This window comes from Pseudomonas sp. FSL W5-0203 (genome assembly GCF_001896155.1).
In the GTDB taxonomy this organism is placed as follows: Bacteria; Pseudomonadota; Gammaproteobacteria; order Pseudomonadales; family Pseudomonadaceae; genus Aquipseudomonas; species Aquipseudomonas paracarnis.
Window position 1 is genome coordinate 107,748 of record NZ_MPOR01000013.1, and the last position, 15,685, is coordinate 123,432.

14 protein-coding genes are annotated in these 15,685 nt (G+C 61.4%); 11 read left to right on the plus strand and 3 right to left on the minus strand.

What is annotated here, in order from left to right; translation table 11 throughout:
* Positions 1-146: 146 nt before the first annotated feature.
* A complete protein-coding gene (locus BOP96_RS14370) occupies positions 147-482 on the minus strand; it encodes an addiction module antidote protein (protein WP_034126496.1) in 336 nt (111 codons plus the stop codon).
* Complete coding sequence (locus BOP96_RS14375) at positions 479-802, minus strand: type II toxin-antitoxin system RelE/ParE family toxin (protein WP_014717186.1); 324 nt, start codon at positions 800-802, stop codon at positions 479-481. Before BOP96_RS14375 ends, BOP96_RS14370 begins: the two co-directional genes overlap by 4 nt.
* 414 nt (positions 803-1,216) lie before the next feature.
* Between BOP96_RS14375 and BOP96_RS14380 the strand changes: the two genes are divergently transcribed.
* The 4 genes from BOP96_RS14380 to BOP96_RS14395 all read left to right on the plus strand — a co-directional run bounded on the left by BOP96_RS14380 (position 1,217) and on the right by BOP96_RS14395 (position 5,391).
* A complete protein-coding gene (locus BOP96_RS14380) occupies positions 1,217-3,118 on the plus strand; it encodes a potassium transporter Kup (RefSeq protein ID WP_014717187.1) in 1,902 nt (633 codons plus the stop codon).
* A 135-nt stretch (positions 3,119-3,253) separates the two neighbouring features.
* Positions 3,254-4,360, plus strand: a complete 1,107-nt coding sequence (locus BOP96_RS14385) for an NADH:flavin oxidoreductase/NADH oxidase (protein WP_072434290.1) — start codon at positions 3,254-3,256, stop codon at positions 4,358-4,360.
* 103 nt (positions 4,361-4,463) lie between these two features.
* Positions 4,464-5,000, plus strand: coding sequence for a GNAT family N-acetyltransferase (locus tag BOP96_RS14390; RefSeq protein ID WP_073453129.1), 537 nt, complete (start codon positions 4,464-4,466; stop codon positions 4,998-5,000).
* 205 nt (positions 5,001-5,205) lie between these two features.
* A complete protein-coding gene (locus BOP96_RS14395; protein ID WP_014717190.1) occupies positions 5,206-5,391 on the plus strand; it encodes a hypothetical protein in 186 nt (61 codons plus the stop codon).
* A gap of 54 nt (positions 5,392-5,445) precedes the next feature.
* Here BOP96_RS14395 and BOP96_RS14400 read toward each other — a convergent pair whose 3' ends face one another.
* Positions 5,446-7,071, minus strand: a complete 1,626-nt coding sequence (locus tag BOP96_RS14400; RefSeq protein ID WP_054917809.1) for a glucan biosynthesis protein D — start codon at positions 7,069-7,071, stop codon at positions 5,446-5,448.
* A gap of 304 nt (positions 7,072-7,375) precedes the next feature.
* Between BOP96_RS14400 and BOP96_RS14405 the strand changes: the two genes are divergently transcribed.
* The 7 genes from BOP96_RS14405 to BOP96_RS14435 all read left to right on the plus strand — a co-directional run bounded on the left by BOP96_RS14405 (position 7,376) and on the right by BOP96_RS14435 (position 15,665).
* On the plus strand, positions 7,376-8,083 hold the full coding sequence (locus BOP96_RS14405; RefSeq protein ID WP_020301150.1) for a tellurite resistance TerB family protein: 708 nt from the start codon (positions 7,376-7,378) through the stop codon (positions 8,081-8,083).
* Between the two features lie 210 nt (positions 8,084-8,293).
* The gene (locus tag BOP96_RS14410; protein WP_014717193.1) at positions 8,294-9,916 is read left to right on the plus strand and encodes a methyl-accepting chemotaxis protein; all 1,623 of its coding nucleotides are present in this window, start codon (positions 8,294-8,296) and stop codon (positions 9,914-9,916) included.
* Complete coding sequence (locus BOP96_RS14415) at positions 9,916-10,428, plus strand: chemotaxis protein CheW (protein WP_014717194.1); 513 nt, start codon at positions 9,916-9,918, stop codon at positions 10,426-10,428. Before BOP96_RS14410 ends, BOP96_RS14415 begins: the two co-directional genes overlap by 1 nt.
* Positions 10,425-11,687, plus strand: coding sequence for a CheR family methyltransferase (locus BOP96_RS14420; RefSeq protein ID WP_073453131.1), 1,263 nt, complete (start codon positions 10,425-10,427; stop codon positions 11,685-11,687). The genes BOP96_RS14415 and BOP96_RS14420 overlap by 4 nt, the downstream gene beginning before the upstream one ends.
* Positions 11,684-12,385, plus strand: a complete 702-nt coding sequence (locus BOP96_RS14425; protein ID WP_020301147.1) for a chemotaxis protein CheW — start codon at positions 11,684-11,686, stop codon at positions 12,383-12,385. Before BOP96_RS14420 ends, BOP96_RS14425 begins: the two co-directional genes overlap by 4 nt.
* Positions 12,382-14,658 (plus strand): hybrid sensor histidine kinase/response regulator, encoded by a 2,277-nt coding sequence (locus tag BOP96_RS14430; RefSeq protein ID WP_073453133.1) that lies wholly within the window; start codon positions 12,382-12,384, stop codon positions 14,656-14,658. The genes BOP96_RS14425 and BOP96_RS14430 overlap by 4 nt, the downstream gene beginning before the upstream one ends.
* Complete coding sequence (locus BOP96_RS14435) at positions 14,655-15,665, plus strand: chemotaxis response regulator protein-glutamate methylesterase (protein WP_003189079.1); 1,011 nt, start codon at positions 14,655-14,657, stop codon at positions 15,663-15,665. The genes BOP96_RS14430 and BOP96_RS14435 overlap by 4 nt, the downstream gene beginning before the upstream one ends.
* Positions 15,666-15,685: the final 20 nt, after the last annotated feature.

Below are 15,685 nucleotides of genomic sequence, written 5' to 3' on the forward strand. Positions count from 1 at the left end.
GCACGACAAGGCAACGGATGGGCGCTTGGTGCGCCTCTGATCAAAAAGTGCGCAATTCTATCGGTGGGCAACGCACTTGACCAGCTTTATGCAGGGAAATACGACGAGTGCTGCGCCGGGTCATCCCCATAGCCACTGGCGCGCGCTTAAGCCTGGACGTCTTGTTCTGTTCGGTGCGATACCACTTTAGACATACCCACACCTAACGCCTGGAGGACTTTAAGCAAAGTGGAGAGCTTAGGATCACCGCCGACGCCGATGGACCTGTAGAGGTTTGCTCGATTGAGTCCTGTGTTCTGCGACAAGCTGAGCATCCCACCACGGGCTTCCGCCACTCGACGGATAGCGACAAGGAAAGCGTCCTCGCCACCGGCTTCATCTATTTCCTCAAGCGCGACAGATAAATATTCGAGGGCGAATGCTTCGTCGTTGCGAAGCATTTCCAGAACGCTATCTTCGTGCGGGCGGGTACGAATGGTCATTTTTGCTGCACCTTGTAAGATTTCCAGAGAGCCTTGGCCTGATCGATATCGTTCTGCTGTCTGGCCTTCGAACCACCGCCCAATAGGAAAATGATTTTTCGATCCTGGACGGCGTAATACACGCGAAACCCCGAGCCGAAATCGAGCTTCATCTCAAAGACCCCATCACCCACTGGCTCGGTAACGCCAAAGTGACCAAGGGACGCCCGATCCACTCTGGTGGTGATTCTTGCTTTCGAACGCGTGTCCAGCACTGTATCCAGCCAAGCCTGGTAGATATCCACGCCATTGATTGACAGTACGTGTTTCACTTCGTACATGAGGAATGTACCTTAAAAGAGACAGCCCGATAATTGAGTTTTTATATCGACTGCGTGCCATGCGAATGCACGATTGACTGATCAGGTAACCCGGCCAAGGCGCTCCTGCTCACACCACCCAGGCATCACGACTGAGCCGGGCCAGGAATATACGGTTGGCGGTGCATGTGATCAATGCAGCCAAAAAGGCGCCAAAGTGCTGCTGTGGCCTCTATGACTGATTGCCTAAAACGACATCCCGTTCACTTGAACGGGGAAATGCGACGAGTGCTGCGCTATGCTTCGCGCCGTTGCGCACGGGTAAAGCCCTTGGGTCAATAAAACGTCTGTTACGAGAAGTAAAACAGCGCATGCTAGGGTCAGCTTAGAAGCGCTGTTTATAAAAGACCTCAGGTCAAAGGGCAGGAGTGGTTGATGGGTCAGGCAAGTAGTCAGGCAGCAGGTGCCGAGCATTCAAAAGCCAAGCCGATTGGCATGCTAGTGGCGGCGGTCGGGGTGGTTTATGGCGATATCGGGACCAGCCCGCTCTACACCCTTAAAGAGGTGTTCAACGGCGGTTATGGGGTGCAGGTCAACCATGACGGTGTCTTGGGGATCCTTGCGCTGATCTTCTGGTCGCTGATCTGGGTGGTGTCGATCAAGTACGTGCTGTTCGTGCTGCGTGCCGACAACCAGGGCGAGGGCGGCATCATGGCCCTCACCGCGTTGGCCCGGCGAGCTGCCGGGAAGCACACGAAATTGCGCAGTTTCCTGGTGGTGTGTGGCCTGTGTGGCGCGGCGTTGTTCTACGGCGACAGCATGATCACCCCGGCAATTTCGGTGTTGTCGGCCATCGAAGGCTTGGAACTGGCGTTCGACGGCCTGGAAAAATGGGTGGTGCCCATTGCCCTGGTGGTGCTGGTGGCGCTGTTCCTGATCCAGAAACACGGCACCGACCGCATCGGCAAGCTGTTTGGCCCGGTGATGGTGACCTGGTTCCTGGTGTTGGGCGGCCTGGGGGTGTACGGCATCCTGCAGCAACCCGAAGTGCTCAATGCACTGAACCCGGCATGGGGTGTGCGCTTCTTCATGGTTCACCCCGGTATTGGCGTGGCGATCCTCGGCGCGGTGGTGCTGGCATTGACCGGCGCTGAAGCGTTGTACGCCGACATGGGCCACTTTGGCCGCAAACCCATCGCCCGCGCCTGGTTCCTGCTGGTGCTGCCGGCGCTGGTGCTCAACTATTTTGGCCAGGGCGCGATGCTGCTGGGCGATCCGGAGGCGGCGCGCAACCCGTTCTACCTGCTGGCGCCGAGCTGGGCCCTGGTCCCGTTGGTGGGCTTGTCCACCATGGCCACGGTGATTGCTTCCCAGGCGGTGATTTCCGGCGCGTTTTCGTTGACCCGCCAGGCGATCCAGTTGGGTTACATCCCGCGCATGCATATCCAGCACACCTCCAGTGCCGAACAGGGCCAGATCTACATCGGTGCGGTGAACTGGTCGTTGATGGTCGGTGTGATCCTGCTGGTCCTAGGCTTCGAATCCTCCGGTGCCCTGGCTTCGGCCTACGGCGTAGCTGTGACGGGCACCATGCTGATGACCACCATCCTGGTGTCGGCGGTGATGCTGCTGCTGTGGAAATGGCCACCGGTGCTGGCCGTGCCGCTGTTGCTCTGCTGCCTGTTGGTGGATGGCCTGTTCTTCGCAGCCAACGCGCCGAAGATCCTCCAGGGCGGCGCCTTCCCGGTACTGGCGGGGATCGTGCTGTTTGTGCTGATGACCACCTGGAAGCGCGGCAAGCAATTGCTCGTCGGCCGTCTCGACGAGGGTGGCCTGCCGTTGCCGATCTTCATCAGCAGCATCCGCGTACAGCCGCCCCATCGCGTTCAGGGTACGGCAGTGTTCCTCACCGCGCGGCCCGACGCCGTGCCCCATGCTCTATTGCATAACCTGTTGCATAACCAGGTGCTGCATGAGCAGGTGGTACTGTTGACCGTGGTTTACGAAGACATTCCACGGGTGCCAGCGGCGCGACGCTTCGAGGTGGATGCCTACGGCGAAGGCTTCTTCCGCGTGATCCTGCACTTCGGTTTCACCGATGAGCCGGATGTGCCTGAAGCGCTGAAACTGTGCCATCTGGATGACCTGGACTTCAGCCCGATGCGCACCACTTACTTCCTCAGCCGTGAAACGGTGATTGCCTCGCGCATCAAAGGCATGGCCCGTTGGCGCGAAGTGTTGTTTGCCTTCATGTTGAAAAACGCCAACGGCAACCTGCGGTTCTTCAAACTGCCGGTCAACCGTGTGATCGAGCTGGGTACCCAGGTCGAGATGTAAGGCGCTGCCTACCGGGAGCCGGCAATCGGCTCCCGCTTTCCTTCTGAACCCTGTGCAAACGATGGTTGTCGACTAGGCTGGTAGGAGCGAGCTCGCTCCTACAAAAATGCCTATGAAGCCCAGAAGAGGTGCGCCATGAGTCAGCTGCTCGAACCTTACACCCTGCGCCAATTGACCCTGCTCAACCGCATCGCGGTTTCACCCATGTGCCAATACTCCAGCGACGATGGCCTGGCCAATGACTGGCACCTGGTGCATCTCGGCAGCCGGGCCGTGGGTGGCGCCGGGCTGATTTTTACCGAGGCCACGGCGGTGACCGCCGATGGCCGTATCACCGCCCAGGACCTGGGCCTGTGGAACGACGCCCAGATCGAACCGTTGCGGCGCATCACCCGTTTTATCGCGGCCCAGGGCGCGGTGGCTGGGATCCAGCTGGCCCACGCCGGGCGCAAGGCCAGCACCCATCGGCCATGGATCGGCAAACACGGTAGCGTCAAGCCGGAGGAGGGCGGCTGGGTGCCGGTGGGGCCCTCGCCGATTGCCTTCGACCCCAATCACACCCAGCCCAAGCCACTGGACGAAGGGCAGATCCAGCAAGTGATCGCCGACTTTGTCGCCGCCGCCAAGCGCGCCTTGACCGCAGGCTTTGAAGTGGTGGAAATCCACGCCGCCCACGGGTATCTGCTGCACCAGTTCCTCTCGCCGATCAGCAACCAGCGTCAGGACCACTATGGCGGCTCCTTCGAAAACCGCATTCGCCTGGTGCTGGAAGTGACCAGGGCCGTGCGTGCCGTGTGGCCAGAGGAGCTGCCGCTGTTTGTGCGCGTGTCGGCCACCGACTGGGTGGAAGATGGTTGGAACCCGGATGAAACCGTGGAGTTGGCGCGCCGCCTGAAAGACTTGGGCGTTGACTTGATCGACGTGTCCTCTGGCGGCACCGCTGCCAATGCCGAGATTCCCACCGGCCCCGGCTATCAGACGCGCTTCGCCGAGCGAGTGCGCAAGGAGTCGGACATCGCCACCGGCACGGTTGGCATGATTACCGAACCGGCCCAGGCCGAGCATATCCTGCGCACTTGCCAGGCCGACATCATTTTCCTGGCCCGGGAACTGCTCCGCGACCCGTACTGGCCTTTGCATGCCGACGATGATCTGGGTGGGCGCAAGGCCATCTGGCCCGCGCAATACCAGCGCGCCACCCACCGCGACCAGCCGATTCATGAGTCGGATCTGCGCGATTGATCCTGCACACGGCCCTACCTGACCCACCCTGACACGGTGGGTTTTTTCTTGCTCGCGTTTATAGGAAGGCTGATCCTTGGCGGTTGTTAAGCAGGAGAAGCTTATGCTGGTGGAACGCGCGTTAACCGAAGACGATATCCCTTTGCTGGCAACCATCGATCGTACGGAGCTGATCCCGGCGTGCTATCGCATGGACTGCGGCGAACTGGTGTTGTATTCCACACATCATGATATGCGCGGCTGGCCTGAAGGCGAGGCTGAACAGGATGCGGTGGCGCTGCATGCCTGCCTCCAGCGCGGCGGGTGGTTGTGGGGCGTATTCGACGGCCCGGTGCTGGTCGCCGCAGTGGTGGTGGACAATCGGTCCTTCCATCACCAGGGCTTGCTGATGCGGCAGTTGAAATTCCTGCATGTCAGCCATAGTGCCCGCGGTACTGGCCTGGGCGGTCGGTTGTTGGCGCTGGCTTGCGAGCACGGCCGGCAAGTGGAGGTCCAAGCGCTCTATATCTCGGCGACGGAGTCGCGTAACACCGTGGACTTTTACCTGCGCCATGGTTGCCATTTGTTGCAGCAACCCCACGCTGAGCTTTATGCGCAAGAACCGCTAGACATCCACCTGTATCGACCCCTGCGTGAGTAATGGCTGTAGGCTTTTATTACCGACGTTATTTTTTTAAGTTAATACTCTAAAAAAATCCCACGAATGGTGAGATAGTTTCTACGCTAAGGGTAAGCCCGCCTCCTGGCCCAGGGAGACAGGCGGTTGGTCCGCGAAGCCGTTGCGCTTCCCGGGAGTTGGGAAATGGGCACCAGGAGTGTTTGACTGATATCAGGAGTAGCGGTCCATGGCCAAGTCCTATGGCGTAGCGGGTGCGGTGGCGTCTTTTCTGAGTCGCCGGATGTCCTTGCGGGGTCGAAGGTTGAGTTCAGATGAGATGGAGTTGCTGGTGCAATACCGGGCGCTGACCGAGAGCGATCAGGTGGCGATGCGCTATCTGATTGGCGCGATGAAAAGCGTGTCGCGATTCTGAGCCAAATCCGATCATTCCCACGTTATTGCGTGGGAATGATCGTGCAGTGTGGCATCAGGTGTATTTGCGTTGCTCTGGGGCAGGTGGGAAGTACTGATACAGCCAGGTTTCACTGAGGGTGCGGTCCTGGGTTCGTATAAACAGGCGCAATTCGACGGGTTCCACGCTGTCGCTGGTGGGGTACCAGTCGAACAGGATGCGGTAGCCCTTGATGTTGTCCAGCACCAGCACACTGAAGTCCTTCACCTCACCATGGGAACAGGTCACCACGGGCTCGATGCCGGTGCCCGCTGGCAGGCGATCCAGGCCGCCGCCCTTGAAGTCCACGGCGAAACGCCGCGCCCATACCTTCGGATAATGCTCGCCGGGTGCCCAGCCTTCGGTAAAGCCGCCCATGCCGGAACGGGTCGCATCGACCTGTGCCAGCGGCGTGCTCACTGGCGGCAGTGCGCTCCAGTACAGCTTGTAGCCGTAGTTGAGCGAATCACCGGCGGCCACAGGCTTTTTCGGGGTCCAGAAGGCCACGATATTGTCCAGGGTTTCGCCAGTGGTGGGGATTTCCAGCAAGTCGATGGAGCCTTCGCCCCAGGCCGTGGTCGGTTCAACCCACAGGCTTGGGCGTTTGCTGTACCAGTCGACGGTGTCCTGGTAGCTGGCGAACTCATGGTCGGTCTGCACCAGGCCGAAGCCTTTGGGGTTGGTGTCGGCGAACGCGTTGAATTGCAACTTGGCCGGGTTGTTCAGGGGGCGGCAGATCCACTCGCCGTTGCCGCGCCACATGGCCAGGCGGTCCGAGTCGTGGATTTGCGGGTGGATGGTGTCGCACATGCGGCGCTCATGGGTGCCGCAGCTGAACATACTGGTCATGGGCGCGATGCCCAGTTGCTCGATGGCGGTGCGCGCATTGATGTGCGCGTCGATCGCCATCACCACTTGGTTGGCCTGGCAGTCGATGTCGAAGCGGTAGGCACCGGTGGCGCTTGGCGAGTCGAGCAGGGCGTAGACCACAAAGCGCGTGGCGTCCTTGTCCGGAGTTTCGAACCAGAACTGCGTGAAATCGGGGAACTCCTCGCGTTTTTTCGCGTAGGTATCAATCGCCAGGCCACGCGCCGAGAGGCCGTACTGGCCGGTGGAGTCCACCGCGCGGAAGTAGCTGGCGCCCAGAAACGACAGCACGTCATGGCGGTCCAGCTCCGGCGCCTTGAACAGCTTGAACCCGGAGAAACCCAGGTCGCCGGTCAATTGCTGGGTGTCCACCGTGGTTTTTTCATAGTTGAACAACGACGGGCGAAAATGCACTTCGCGGGCTTCACGGGTCTTGGGGTCGACGCTGTGCATGCGCACCGGCGTCTTGAAGCCCATGCCGACGTGGAAGAACTGCACGTCCAGTTGGCCGTTCAACTCCTTCCACAGCGAATGGTTACGGTCATAGCCGATGGCGTTGAAATTCTGCGGGGTCATGGTAGCCAGGGTCGGCGGCAGCACCTGCTTAGTGTCCTGGTAGCCACGGGTGGCCAATTGCTTGGCCTGGGCCTTGAGCGATTCGAAATCGAACGCCACGGCCTTGCCATCGGCAGCCCGATTCCCGGCCCAGGCCTGCGCGGCCAGCAGGCCACTGGCCGACAAACCGGTGTAAGCCGCAATGGCCATGGATGCTTTGAGCAAATTCCTGCGGTGCATAGAGACAACCTGTCGTGAGCAAATCCCGCGCCGTTCCTGGCACGTAGCGGATCAGAAATAACGGTTCGGACATGCCTTCGGCCAAACGCAACGGACAATAAACAGACGCCGGATAGCTTAAGCGGTTCGATGAACAAGGCAAATTGATTGATGGCGGGATGATGGCGTTGCATATGCAACAAGACATTTCCAGCATCGCAGTAGAACGTTACATCTGGAAGCACTCTAGATCGCGGCTTTTTGGCACTTAGTTTTACGCTGAAGGCCTATTGGTCCTACGAACCCAAGTGTCTGGAGGCTACGAATGAATACCCGTGGATTGCTCGATCAACTGCTTAAGTCTGGCCAGGATATGTTGCAAAACAAGGCGGGTGGGCAGCCTAAGTCGAATGACAAGGGCGCCCTCGGCGGCTTGCTCAGCGGTGGCGGGCTCGGCAGCATGCTCGGCGGTGCAGGCGGCGGGGCCCTGGCGGCGGGAGCCATGGGCTTGCTGCTGGGCAACAAGAAGGCGCGTAAATTCGGTGGCAAAGCGCTCACCTACGGCGGTCTGGCCGCACTGGGTGTGATTGCCTACAAGGCTTACGGCAACTGGCAAGCCCAGCAAGCCAGCGCGCCCCAAGGCGAGCCGCAAACCATCGACCGCCTGCCAGCGGCCCAGGTCGAACAACACAGCCAAGGCATTCTCAAGGCATTGGTGGCCGCGGCCAAGGCTGACGGCCATGTGGATGAGCGCGAGCGTGCCTTGATCGAAGGCGAGTTTACCAAGCTGGACAACGATCAGGAGCTGCAACACTGGCTGCACGCCGAACTCAACAAACCCCTGGACCCCACCGACGTCGCCCGCGCCGCCAGCACCCCGGAAATGGCCGCCGAAATGTACATCGCCAGCGTGATGCTGGTGGACGAAGAAAACTTCATGGAAAAAGCCTACCTGGACGAACTGGCCCGCCAACTGAAACTTGAGCCCGGCTTGAAGCTTGAGTTGGAAAAACAAGTACGGCTTAACGCATAAACAAGGCCACACGCTCATCAAAAATGTGGGAGCGGGCTTGCTCGCGAATGCGGTAGACCAGTCACTCTATTTCTGGCTGACTCACCGCATCCGCGAGCAAGCCCGCTCCCACTTTTGCATTCTGTGCACTGCACATCAAAAGCCTTGATAAAAGCGCGCAGCCGCTCAGCTATACTCCCCTCCATTTGAATGGCCCTGCGAGGAATTACTGTGAAGAACTGGACCCTGCGCCAAAGGATTTTGGCGAGCTTTGCGGTAATTATCGCGATCATGCTGCTGATGGTCGTGGTCTCGTATTCGCGCTTGCTGAAAATCGAAATCAGCGAAAACTCAGTGCGGGACGATGCGGTGCCCGGGGTGTTTTTCAGCTCGATGATTCGCAGCGCCTGGGTCGACAGCTACCTGCAAACCCAGGAGTTGGTCGGAATCCACGAGAACCAGGGCATTTCCGAAACCGACAAACAGGATTACAAGTCTTTCGAAGCTCGGCTTGAGCAGCATATGGCCAGCTACGCGGGGACGATCAATATCACCCAGGATCGCACCGAATTCGATGCCTTCGAAAAACTGCACCAGAGCTACAACCAGATTCTCGCCCAGGTTTTGGCGGCCCATCAGAGCAATAACGCCGCCGAAGCACTGAGGTTGTTCAACGAGCAACTGACCCCCGCCTGGACAGCAGGCCGCATGAAGCTCAATGACATTATCAATGAGAACAAGCAGGTCGCCGACAACGCCACCGCCGCCATCGATGATGCGGTAGCGGCCGCGAAGATCAGCATGGGCGTCTCGCTGTTGCTGGCGATTCTCGCCGCCGCGCTGTGTGGCCTGTTGCTGATGCGCGCGATCATGGCGCCGATGCAGCGCATCGTTCAAATCCTCGAAGTCATGCGCACCGGTGACCTGAGCAAGCGCCTGAACCTGGAGCGCAAGGACGAATTCAACGCGGTTGAAACCGGCTTCAACGACATGATGACCGAGCTGACTGCCCTGGTGTCCCAGGCGCAGCGTTCATCGGTGCAGGTCACCACCTCGGTCACCGAGATTGCCGCGACCTCCAAGCAGCAACAGGCGACCGCGACAGAAACCGCAGCCACCACCACCGAAATCGGCGCCACTTCCCGCGAAATTGCCGCCACGTCCAAGGACTTGGTCCGCACCATGACCGAAGTGTCCACCGCCGCCGACCAGGCCTCGGTGGCTGCCGGTTCCGGCCAGCAGGGCCTGGCCCGCATGGAAGAAACCATGCACTCGGTGATGGGCGCCGCCGACCTGGTCAACGCCAAGCTGGCGATCCTCAATGAGAAGGCCGGCAATATCAACCAGGTGGTGGTGACCATCGTCAAGGTGGCCGACCAGACCAACCTGTTGTCCCTGAATGCGGCCATCGAGGCTGAGAAAGCCGGTGAGTACGGGCGCGGCTTTGCCGTGGTTGCCACCGAAGTGCGCCGCCTGGCCGACCAGACCGCTGTGGCGACCTACGACATTGAGCAGATGGTGCGTGAGATCCAGTCGGCGGTGTCGGCAGGGGTGATGGGCATGGACAAGTTCTCCGAGGAGGTGCGCCGTGGCATGTCGGAGGTGCAGCAAGTGGGCGAGCAACTGTCGCAGATCATCCATCAGGTACAGGCCCTGGCGCCGCGGGTGTTGATGGTCAACGAAGGCATGCAGGCCCAGGCCACCGGCGCCGAGCAGATCAACCATGCGCTGGTGCAATTGGGCGATGCCAGCAGCCAGACCGTCGAATCCCTGCGCCAGGCCAGCTTTGCCATTGATGAACTGAGCCAGGTTGCGGTCGGTCTGCGCAGCGGCGTCTCGCGTTTCAAAGTCTGATGAGTGAGCTCGCGGCTAAACGCGGTGCCGTCCCGGCAGCGAAAAAGGCATTGTTTCTGGTGTTTCGCATCGGCAACGAACGCTTTGCCCTCAAGGCCACGGAAGTGGCCGAGGTGCTGCCGCGCCTGGCGCTTAAACCTATCGCCCAAGCGCCCTTATGGGTGGCGGGTATCTTCGCCCATCGTGGGGCGCTGGTGCCGGTCATCGACTTGAGCGCCCTGACGTTCGGCACTTCGGCCCAGGCGCGTACCAGTACGCGCCTGGTGTTGGTCAATTATCAGCCGCAGCCTTGGAGTGAGGCGCGTTGGCTAGGGCTGATCCTGGAACAGGCCACCGACACCCTGCGTTGCGACCCCGCCGAATTTCAGCCCTATGGCCTGGACAATCAGCAGGCGCCATACCTGGGGCCGGTGCGCGAGGACGCACAGGGCTTGATGCAGTGGATTGGCGTCGCGGATCTGTTGACCGCGCCAGTGCGTGCCTTGCTGTTTTCCGCCGAGTTGAGCCTATGAGCAATGACCCGCGGTTTTTCGCGTTCTTGAAAGAACGCATCGGCCTGGACGTCGCTTCGGTGGGCGAGGCGATCATCGAGCGCGCGGTGCGCCAGCGCTGCCAGTCGTCCCAGTCGCCGTCGGCGGAGGCTTACTGGCAACACCTGCAAACCTCCCATGACGAGCAGCAGGCGCTGATCGAAGCGGTGATCGTCCCCGAGACCTGGTTTTTCCGCTATCCCGAATCCTTTGCAACCCTGGCTCGCCTGGCCCAGGCACGCTTGGCCGAGATCAACCAGATGCGCGCCCTGCGTATTCTCAGCCTGCCGTGTTCGACCGGCGAAGAGCCCTATTCGATTGCCATGGCCTTGCTCGATGCGGGGTTGGCGCCCCACCAGTTCAAAGTGCAAGGCATGGACGTCAGCCCGCTGTCGGTGGAGCGCGCGCGGCGGGGCGTGTATGGCAAGAACTCGTTTCGCGGCGCCGATCTTGAATTTCGCGACCGCCACTTCACTGAAGACGCAGGCGTTTACCGCATCGCCGACCGGGTGCGTGAACAAGTGCGCCTGCAAGTCGGCAACTTGCTGGACCCGGCACTGCTGGCGAACGAGCCGACCTACGATTTTGTGTTCTGCCGCAACTTGCTGATCTACTTCGACCAGCCGACCCAGAAACAGGTCTTTGATGTGCTCAAGGCATTGACTCACGTGGACGGCGTGCTGTTTATCGGCCCGGCCGAGGGCAGCCTGCTGGGGCGCCACGGCATGCGCTCCATCGGCGTGCCGCAGTCCTTTGCCTTCAGTCGGCATGTAGAACCGGCCGCGCCGGCTGCACCTGTGATCAAACCGACGCCCGCGCCGCTACCGCAGCGCAGGGCGGCGCCGATACCGCTCAAGCCGCGACCGTTCAGCTCGGTCACCCCCCACGTGCCACCGGTCAAAGCTACGCATACCGATGCAGGGGATCTGCTCAGCCAGATCGCAACCCTGGCCAACGAGGGCAAAAGTGCCGAGGCCCGAGCGGCCTGCGAGCGGTATTTGAGCAGTCACCCGCCGGCCGCCCAGGTGTTTTACTGGTTGGGGCTGCTCAGCGATGTGGCTGGCAGTGCCCTGGAGGCCCAGGGGTATTACCGAAAAGCTCTGTATCTGGAACCGCAGCATCCCCAGGCCCTGATGCACCTGGCCGCGTTGCTCGAGTCCCAGGGTGACAGTGTCGGCGCGCGTCGTCTTCAGGCACGCGCCGCCCGTAGCGAGCGAGCTGACAGTGAGACCAAACGATGAGTAGCCCTGACGCGCTCGACACCGCAGGCCTGGACCTGACGCTGACCGATACCCAAGCCATTGACGACTGTTGGAACCGCATCGGTATTCATGGCGACAAGTCCTGCCCGCTGTTGGCCGAGCATATCCACTGCCGCAATTGCTTGGTGTATTCCGCCGCCGCCACACGCCTGCTCGACCGCTACGCACTGCAACAAGACGACCATCACGCGCAGGCAGCTGCCGAAGCGGATAGCGATGTGGTCACCCGTTCGCTGTTGATGTTCCGCCTCGGCGAAGAATGGCTCGGTATCGCCACCCGCTGCCTGGTGGAAGTGGCGCCGTTGCAGCCGATCCACTCGCTGCCGCACCAGCGCTCCCGAGCGCTGCTGGGCGTGGCCAACGTACGCGGGGCGCTGGTGGCGTGCCTGTCGTTGGTGGAACTGCTGGGCCTGGACAGCACCAGTGCCGGCGCCAGCGGCGGGCGGATCATGCCGCGCATGCTGATCATCGCTGCCCAGGACGGCCCGGTCGTCGTACCGGTAGATGAAGTAGACGGCATCCACGCCATCGATGAGCGCACCTTGAAGGCTGCGTCGGTGTCCGGCACCCAGGCCAGCGCACGCTACACCCAAGGCGTGTTGCAGTGGAAAGGCCGCAGTCTGCGCTGGCTGGACGAAGCGCAATTGTTGTCCGCCGTGACCCGGAGCCTCGCATGACCCCCGACCAGATGCGCGATGCCTCGCTGTTGGAACTGTTCAGCCTGGAAGCCGATGCGCAGACCCAGGTGTTGAGCGCGGGCCTGCTGGCGCTGGAACGCAACCCGACCCAGGCCGACCAGCTCGAAGCCTGCATGCGCGCCGCGCATTCACTTAAAGGGGCGGCGCGGATTGTCGGCGTGGATGCCGGGGTCAGCGTGGCCCACGTCATGGAAGACTGCCTGGTCAGTGCCCAGGAAGGCCGCCTGTACCTGCAACCTGAACATATCGACGCGTTGCTGCAAGGCACCGACCTGCTGATGCGAATCGCCACGCCGGGCAATGACTTGGGGCCGGCGGATATCGAGGCGTACGTAGCGCTGATGGAGCGCTTGCTCGATCCCTCGCAGCCGATTGCCACGCCCGTGCCAAATCCCGAGCCCATCCCCGCGCCGCGGGTTGACGCATTGCTGCTGGAGCCCGAGCTAGAGCCCGCGCCGGTCAGCAGTGAAGCGCCGCGCCAGAGCAAACGCATGACAGAAGGCGGCGAGCGCGTGCTGCGGGTGACGGCCGAGCGCTTGAACAGCCTGTTGGACTTGTCCAGCAAATCCCTGGTGGAAACCCAGCGGCTCAAGCCGTACCTGGCCAGCCTGCAACGCCTCAAGCGCATTCAGAGCAACAGCTTGCGTGCACTGGATGCCCTGGATGGCCAGCTAAAATCCCTGGATCTGAACCTGGAAGCCCAGGAAGCCCTGGCCGATACCCGTCGCCTGCTGAGTGAAGCCCAGGCCCTGCTGGCGGAAAAAAACGCCGAGCTGGATGAGTTCGGCTGGCAGGCCGGCCAGCGCGCCCAGGTGCTCTACGACACCGCATTGGCCTGCCGCATGCGGCCGTTTGCCGATGTGCTGGCCGGGCAGGTGCGTATGGTGCGTGACCTCGGTCGCAGCCTGGGCAAGCAAGTGCGCCTGGAGATTGAAGGCGAAAAGACCCAGGTCGACCGTGACGTGCTGGAAAAACTCGAAGCGCCGCTCACCCATTTATTGCGCAATGCCGTCGACCACGGCATCGAAACCCCTGAGCAGCGCGTGCTGGCGGGCAAGCCGGCGGAGGGCTTGATTCGCCTGCGCGCGTCCCATCAGGCCGGGTTGCTGGTGCTGGAATTGAGCGATGACGGCAACGGTGTCGACCTCGAGCGCCTGCGCGGCACTATTGTCGACCGGAATTTGTCTCCGGTGGAAACGGCTCTGCGCCTGAGCGAAGAGGAGCTACTGACCTTCCTGTTCCTGCCGGGGTTCAGCCTGCGGGACAAAGTCACCGAAGTGTCCGGGCGCGGTGTGGGCCTGGACGCGGTGCAGCATATGGTTCGCCAGTTGCGCGGCGCAGTGGTGCTGGAACAGACGGCGGGGCAGGGCAGTCGCTTCCATCTTGAGGTGCCGCTGACCCTGTCGGTGGTGCGCAGCCTGGTGGTGGAAGTCGGCGAAGAAGCCTATGCGTTTCCCCTGGCGCATATCGAACGCATGTGCGACCTGGCCCCCGACGACATCGTGCAGTTGGAAGGCCGCCAGCACTTCTGGCATGAAGGCCGACACGTCGGCCTGGTTGCCGCCAGTCAGTTGCTGCAGCGCCCGCCGGGGCAGACCCCTTCAGATACCTTGAAAGTGGTGGTGATCCGCGAACGCGATGCCGTGTACGGGATTGCCGTGGAGCGCTTTATCGGCGAGCGCACGTTGGTGGTGTTGCCGCTGGATGATCGCCTGGGCAAGGTCCAGGACATTTCTGCCGGGGCCTTGCTCGATGACGGCTCGGTGGTGTTGATCGTCGATGTCGAAGACATGCTGCGTTCAGTGGACAAGCTGCTCAATACCGGCCGCCTGGAGCGCATCGCCCGGCGCAACCAGCAGGCCACCGAAGCGCCGCGCAAGCGCGTGCTGGTGGTGGACGACTCACTGACGGTGCGCGAGCTGCAACGCAAATTGTTACTCAACCGGGGTTATGAAGTTGCCGTGGCGGTCGATGGCATGGATGGCTGGAACGCATTGCGCTCCGAGGACTTCGACCTGCTTATCACGGATATTGATATGCCTCGCATGGACGGTATTGAATTGGTCACACTTTTGCGCCGTGACAGTCGCCTGCAATCATTGCCGGTGATGGTGGTTTCCTACAAGGATCGTGAAGAAGACCGCCGCCGTGGCCTCGACGCCGGGGCCGACTATTATCTAGCCAAAGCCAGTTTCCATGACGACGCCTTGCTCGACGCCGTGGTTGAACTGATTGGAGGCGCCCGGGCATGAGGATTGCGATCGTCAATGACATGCCCCTGGCCGTAGAGGCCTTGCGCCGTGCCTTGAGTTACGAGCCCGCCCACGAGGTGGTGTGGGTAGCCAGCAATGGCCTGGAAGCGGTGCAGCGTTGCGCCGAGCTGACCCCGGACTTGATCCTGATGGACTTGATCATGCCGGTGATGGACGGCGTGGAAGCTACCCGCCAGATCATGGCCGACACGCCATGCCCGATCGTGATCGTCACCGTTGACCGCCAGGCCAACGTCAGCCGTGTATTCGAAGCCATGGGCCACGGCGCCCTGGATGTGGTGGACACCCCGGCACTGGGCGTGGGCAACCCCAAGGATGCGGCGGCGCCCCTGTTGCGCAAGATCCTCAATATTGGCTGGCTGATCGGCCAGCGCGGCACGCGGGTGCGTGCCGAAACCCCGCCGCAGCGGGTCACCGGCAAGCGTCAACGGCTGGTGGCGATTGGTTCTTCGGCCGGTGGGCCGGCGGCCCTGGAAGTTCTGCTCAAGGGGTTGCCCCGGGATTTCCCTGCCGCCATCGTGCTAGTGCAGCATGTGGACCAGGTGTTTGCCGCTGGCATGGCCGAGTGGCTGAGCAGCGCTTCCGGCCTGCCGGTGCGCCTGGCCTGTGAAGGCGAGCCGCCTCAACCCGGCGTGGTATTGCTGGCCGGCACCAACCACCATATTCGCTTGTTGAAAAATGGCACGCTAGCCTATACCGCAGAGCCGGTGAACGAGATTTACCGGCCGTCGATCGACGTGTTTTTCGAAAGCGTCGCCAGCCACTGGAACGGTGACGCCGTCGGCGTCTTGCTCACGGGCATGGGGCGCGACGGCGCCCAGGGCCTCAAGCTGATGCGGGAACAAGGATATTTGACCATCGCCCAGGACCAACAGAGTTCGGCGGTGTATGGCATGCCCAAAGCGGCGGCGGCGATTGATGCTGCTGTTGAAATTCGCCCACTGGATAGAATTGCGCCCCGATTGCTGGAGGTCTTTGCAAAATGAACAAAAATCTCCCGCCGTGC

Coding starts and splice junctions, on each gene's coding strand:
- BOP96_RS14395 (WP_014717190.1), top strand. CDS start 5,206: ATGGCCAAGTCCTATGGCGTAGCGGGTGCGGTGGCGTCTTTTCTGAGT.
- BOP96_RS14435 (WP_003189079.1), top strand. CDS start 14,655: ATGAGGATTGCGATCGTCAATGACATGCCCCTGGCCGTAGAGGCCTTG.
- BOP96_RS14425 (WP_020301147.1), top strand. CDS start 11,684: ATGAGTAGCCCTGACGCGCTCGACACCGCAGGCCTGGACCTGACGCTG.
- BOP96_RS14420 (WP_073453131.1), top strand. CDS start 10,425: ATGAGCAATGACCCGCGGTTTTTCGCGTTCTTGAAAGAACGCATCGGC.
- BOP96_RS14405 (WP_020301150.1), top strand. CDS start 7,376: ATGAATACCCGTGGATTGCTCGATCAACTGCTTAAGTCTGGCCAGGAT.
- BOP96_RS14430 (WP_073453133.1), top strand. CDS start 12,382: ATGACCCCCGACCAGATGCGCGATGCCTCGCTGTTGGAACTGTTCAGC.
- BOP96_RS14415 (WP_014717194.1), top strand. CDS start 9,916: ATGAGTGAGCTCGCGGCTAAACGCGGTGCCGTCCCGGCAGCGAAAAAG.
- BOP96_RS14370 (WP_034126496.1), bottom strand. CDS start 482: ATGACCATTCGTACCCGCCCGCACGAAGATAGCGTTCTGGAAATGCTT.
- BOP96_RS14375 (WP_014717186.1), bottom strand. CDS start 802: ATGTACGAAGTGAAACACGTACTGTCAATCAATGGCGTGGATATCTAC.
- BOP96_RS14385 (WP_072434290.1), top strand. CDS start 3,254: ATGAGTCAGCTGCTCGAACCTTACACCCTGCGCCAATTGACCCTGCTC.
- BOP96_RS14390 (WP_073453129.1), top strand. CDS start 4,464: ATGCTGGTGGAACGCGCGTTAACCGAAGACGATATCCCTTTGCTGGCA.
- BOP96_RS14400 (WP_054917809.1), bottom strand. CDS start 7,071: ATGCACCGCAGGAATTTGCTCAAAGCATCCATGGCCATTGCGGCTTAC.
- BOP96_RS14380 (WP_014717187.1), top strand. CDS start 1,217: ATGGGTCAGGCAAGTAGTCAGGCAGCAGGTGCCGAGCATTCAAAAGCC.